Annotated in this window: 4 protein-coding genes; 2 read left to right on the top strand and 2 right to left on the bottom strand. The window is 60.8% G+C overall.

All coding sequences use genetic code 11. The features are described 5' to 3' along the window. Positions 1–411: 411 nt before the first annotated feature. On the top strand, positions 412–1,191 hold the full coding sequence (locus tag J5286_RS26510) for an ABC transporter ATP-binding protein (protein WP_209215391.1): 780 nt from the start codon (positions 412–414) through the stop codon (positions 1,189–1,191). Positions 1,192–1,301: 110 nt separating this feature from the next. On the opposite strand, the gene J5286_RS26505 is transcribed toward J5286_RS26510, so the two are convergent. Together J5286_RS26505 and J5286_RS26500 are read right to left on the bottom strand one after the other, a co-directional pair. Then, positions 1,302–3,074, bottom strand: a complete 1,773-nt coding sequence (locus J5286_RS26505; protein WP_209190521.1) for an ABC transporter ATP-binding protein — start codon at positions 3,072–3,074, stop codon at positions 1,302–1,304. A 145-nt stretch (positions 3,075–3,219) separates the two neighbouring features. Beyond that, positions 3,220–3,435, bottom strand: coding sequence for a hypothetical protein (locus J5286_RS26500; protein WP_209190522.1), 216 nt, complete (start codon positions 3,433–3,435; stop codon positions 3,220–3,222). Positions 3,436–3,506: 71 nt separating this feature from the next. Here J5286_RS26500 and rutA point away from each other — a divergent pair, with 71 nt between their 5' ends. After that, positions 3,507–4,595, top strand: a complete 1,089-nt coding sequence (gene rutA, locus J5286_RS26495; RefSeq protein WP_209190523.1) for a pyrimidine utilization protein A — start codon at positions 3,507–3,509, stop codon at positions 4,593–4,595. Positions 4,596–4,645 lie beyond the last annotated feature (50 nt).

The following is a 4,645-nucleotide window of genomic DNA, read 5'->3' as shown; positions in this document are numbered from 1 at the left end:
AACGCCGGCAGAGGTCTTTCGAAAGAAACTCCTCGCGCAGATTCGTTATGCTGGTTAGCTTGGCTGAACCCGTAAGTCGCGCTTCAGCATGAACTCACACAGCTACCTCCAGAACGCCGCCGCACAGCTTCGCCAAGGTGCGCCGGCCGCTGAAGTCGTCAACTACCTGATAAAGGTCGAAACCGTATTCATGAGCCTTTCGCAGAGACCTGATACCATGCTCAGGGCGCAAGCGGTGGTTCACGCAATCCTTGCAGAGGCTTAGCGAGCATCGTTCACCCGCGAAGGAAAAACGCCGCGCTACGCCCTATTCCCACCACCACATAAGTTGACATCGCCAGTGAACTTTTGCACTTACGTCCGTGCGATCCGGATGTCCGGCGCCATACGTACGTAGCCGGAGATGCCATCATGCCCGCCGAATTTCTCACTCTGTCGCAGATCCACTACGAGGCAAGCAAGAAGCATATCTTGCGCGGTGTCGATCTGACGCTTGAGGCCGGCCGCGTCTATGGGCTTGTCGGGCCGAATGGTTCCGGCAAGAGCTCGCTCCTGAAGACCATCGCCCGCCAGGTCGATCCGACCTCAGGCGCGGTTGCGCTTCAGGGAAAGCCGGCGGCGAGCTGGGGCGGGCGCGCTTTTGCCCGCGAAATCGCCTATATGCCGCAGTTCACCCCCGCCACCGATGGCATGACGGTGCGCGAGTTGGTCGCGCTCGGCCGCTTTCCGTGGCACGGCACGCTCGGACGCTTCACGCAGGCCGATCGCGATCTCGTCGAGGATGCCATCCGGCGCACGGATCTGGAGCGTTTCGCCGATAGTCTCGTTGCCAACATGTCGGGCGGCGAGCGCCAGCGCGCCTGGATCGCCATGATGCTGGCGCAGAACGCCAGCTGCCTGCTTCTCGACGAACCGACCTCCGCGCTCGACCTCGCCCATCAGGCGGGCGTCCTGTCGCTGCTGCGCGAGCTGAGCCACGAGCGTGGCCTGACGATCGTCGTCGTCCTCCACGACATCAATCTCGCAGCGCGCTACTGCGACGAATTGGTGGCGCTGAACGACGGCAGGATTTCGGCGCGCGGCAAGCCTGCCGAGATCGTTCAGTCGGACGTGCTGAAGTCGGTCTTCGGCGTCGAAATGGGCGGTTTCCCGCACCCTGTTAGTAACGAGCCGGTCAGCTATCTGCTCTAGCGTCATGACGTGCTCGGCCGGCTGCCCTTGCAACAACATAGCCGGCCAAGCATCGGATTGAATGAGACAATCGAGATCCTTCCCTAAGGTGAGGACTTCAGCGCCGGAGCTTACGCCAGCTTCTTCTCGTCAGGCGCCCCATCATCGTCGGGCGCGCTTGTCTGTTGCGCCATATGCAGCCGCCGATAAGGGCCTGCACGCCGCAGCAGGTCGCGGTGGCTGCCCTCTTCGACCACCCTGCCCTTGTCGATCACGCAGATCCGGTCCGCCTCGGTGATCGTCGCCAGCCGGTGCGCTATGACGAGCGTCGTACGGCCTTGAGACAGCTCCGCCAGCGATTGTTGGATCGCCCGTTCGGTCTCCGTGTCCAGCGCCGACGTCGCCTCATCGAGAATGAGGATCGGCGGGTTCTTCAGGAAGATGCGGGCAATTGCGAGCCGCTGCTTCTGGCCGCCGGAAAGCTTGACGCCGCGCTCGCCGATGATGGTGTCCAATCCAGCAGGCAGGCCGGCGATCACCTCGTCGAGACGAGCCCGGCGGGCCGCATCGAGGATGTCGGCTTCATCAGCGCCCAGCCTGCCATAGGCGATATTCTCGCGCATGGTGCCTGCAAACAGGAACACGTCCTGCTGCACGATACCGATGCTCGAACGCAGCGACGCCAGCGTCATCTGTCTGATGTCGACGCCATCGATGGAAATGGCGCCGCTGGTGACGTCGTAGAAGCGCGGCAGCAACGAACAGACGGTCGTCTTGCCGGCGCCCGATGGCCCCACGAAGGCGATCGTCTCGCCCGCCCTGATCGTCAGGTCGAGCCCATCGAGAATAGGCTTTCCGGTCTGATAGGCGAAGCGAACGTCGCTGTAGCGGATGTCGCCCGTCAGGCGCGGCATGTTGCGGGCGTCCTTGATATCGGCGATATCGGGACCGGTGTCGAGAAACGCCGTATAGCGCTGGAAGCCGGCAATCCCCTTCGGATAGGTCTCGATGACCGAATTGATCTTGTCGATCGGCCGGAAAAAAACGCCGACGAGAAGCAGGAAGCCGACGAAGCCGCCGGCGGAGAGTTCGCCTCTCGTCACGTACCAGGCGCCGACAAGCATCACGACCACCTGCACGAAGCGCATCGAGAGATAGGAGAGCGACGTCGAAGCCGCCATCGCCCAATAGGCCTGCAGCTTGGTCGAGAGATAGCCGGCATTGTTGACGGCGAAGAGCTTGCGCTCGTGGTCCTCGTTGGCGAAGGCCTGGACGACGCGAATGCCGCCGACCGTCTCCTCGATGCGCGCGTTGAAATCCGCCACGCGGCCGTAGAGCGAATGCCAGGTCTTCGTCATCCGGCGGCCGTAGCGCGTCGTCACATAGGCCGTCAGCGGCACGATCAGCGCGGTCACGATCGCCAGCGGCGGATGCTCCCACCACATGAGAATAAAGGCGCCAACCAGCGTCATCACGGCGATGAAGATATCCTCAGGTCCGTGATGGGCGACTTCGCCGATCTCTTCGAGATCCTTGGTCAGCCGCGCCACGAGATGGCCGGTCTTCTGATTGTCGAAATAGGAGAAGGAGAGCTTCTGCAGATGATCGAACGCCCTCGCCCGCATCTCCGTCTCGATCTTCAGGCCAAGCATGTGGCCCCAATAGGTGACGATCACCTGCAGCCCGGCGTTGACGACATAGATCGCAAGCAAACCGATTGCCGCCAGTCCGATCAGGCCCAATTGGCCAGTCGGCAGCAGCCTGTCGATGAACATCGTGACGGCAACGGGAAAGGCAAGCTCCAGCAGGCCCGCAGTCACCGCGCTGCCGAAATCGAGCACGAAGAGCCCCCGATGCGGCTTGTAGTAGCCGGCAAAGCGTTTCAGCAGCGACGATGTGCTCATCCGCGAGCCCTCCCCAATTAAAATAAGAAGCTTGCGGCGCGCCATCAGGCGCTGAATGCAACTGTGTGGAAGACAGTGCGCCCTGGCAAAGGCCAGCCGCTTCAAGGATTTGCCCGATATCCAAATCCGGCATCAAAAAGTCAAGTTACTTCTTGGTGAGACCGCGTCCCGAGGTTGTGCGTGGCAACGGCGCCGTGTGGATCTGCGGAATATTCAGGCAGCATCGAGTGCGGCCAAAAATTTGAGCAGCAATGTCTGCTTTTTCGGCAGGAAATTTATCGTTCGGTAAAAAATTGACCAAACGATAAATAAATTCAGCCCGATCATACGGCATCACCATGATTTTGTTGATGTTTGTCAATCTGGCACGCCACCTGCATTGAAAATGCCGAACCAGATCCTTTGCGCCATTGCCTCAAGAGGAGAGCAGATATGGAAATCGGTGTTTTCATCCCGATCGGAAACAATGGTTGGCTGCTGTCGGAAAACGCGCCGCAGTACAAGCCGAGCTTCGAGCTCAACAAGGAGATCACGTTGAAGGCCGAGAAATACGGCTTCGACTTTGCCTTGTCGATGATCAAGCTCCGCGGCTTTGGCGGCAAGACGGAGTTCTGGGACTACAATCTGGAATCCTTCACGCTGATGGCCGGCCTTGCCGCCGTCACGTCGAAGATCAAGCTGTTCGGCACGGCCGCGACGCTGGTCATGCCGCCGGCGATCGTTGCGCGCATGGCAACCACGATCGACAGCATTTCCGGCGGTCGTTTCGGCGTCAATCTCGTCACCGGCTGGCAGCGGCCGGAATACAGCCAGATGGGCCTCTGGCCAGGCGACGACTATTTCGGCGACCGTTACGAATATCTCGGCGAATACACGACCGTCCTCAAGGACCTCCTGACGACGGGCCAGTCCGATCTCAAGGGCAAGTTCTTCCAGATGGACGATTGCCGGATGAAGCCGGTGCCCCAAAGCGTGAAGCTGATCTGCGCCGGATCGTCCGATAAGGGCATGGCGTTCTCCGCCGCGTATGCCGATTACAGCTTCTGCTTCAGCGTCGGCGTCAACACGCCCACGGCCTTTGCCTCGACCAACCAGCGCCTTCTTAACGCAACGGCAAAGACCGGACGCGACGTGCGTTCCTTCGTGCTGACGATGGTGCTCGCCGAGGAAAAGTCGGAGGACGCCTGGGCGAAGTGGGAGCATTACAAGGCAGGCGCCGACGAGGAGGCGATCAAGTGGCTCGGCCTGCAGAGTGCCGCCGATACCAAGTCCGGTTCCGACACCAATGTTCGCCACATGTCGAACCCGGTCTCGGCGGTCAATATCAACATGGGCACGCTGATCGGCTCCTATGAAGAGGTCGCCGCCATGCTCGACGAGATGGCTGCGGTGCCCGGCACGGGAGGCGTCATGCTGACCTTCGATGATTTCGTCGAAGGCGTCGAGAAATTCGGCAAATACGTCCAGCCGCTGATGAAGAGCCGCCGCCATGTGACCGAGATGCTGGAGGCCGCCGAATGAGCGTCGCACCTGTTGGATACGAGGCGCCGCGCGAGCGTACGCAAAGCGTC

Source organism: Rhizobium sp. 16-488-2b (assembly GCF_017741815.1).
In the GTDB taxonomy this organism is placed as follows: Bacteria; Pseudomonadota; Alphaproteobacteria; order Rhizobiales; family Rhizobiaceae; genus Rhizobium.
The sequence above is the reverse complement of the archived record's forward strand: the minus strand, read 5'-3'. Positions and strand labels throughout refer to the sequence as shown.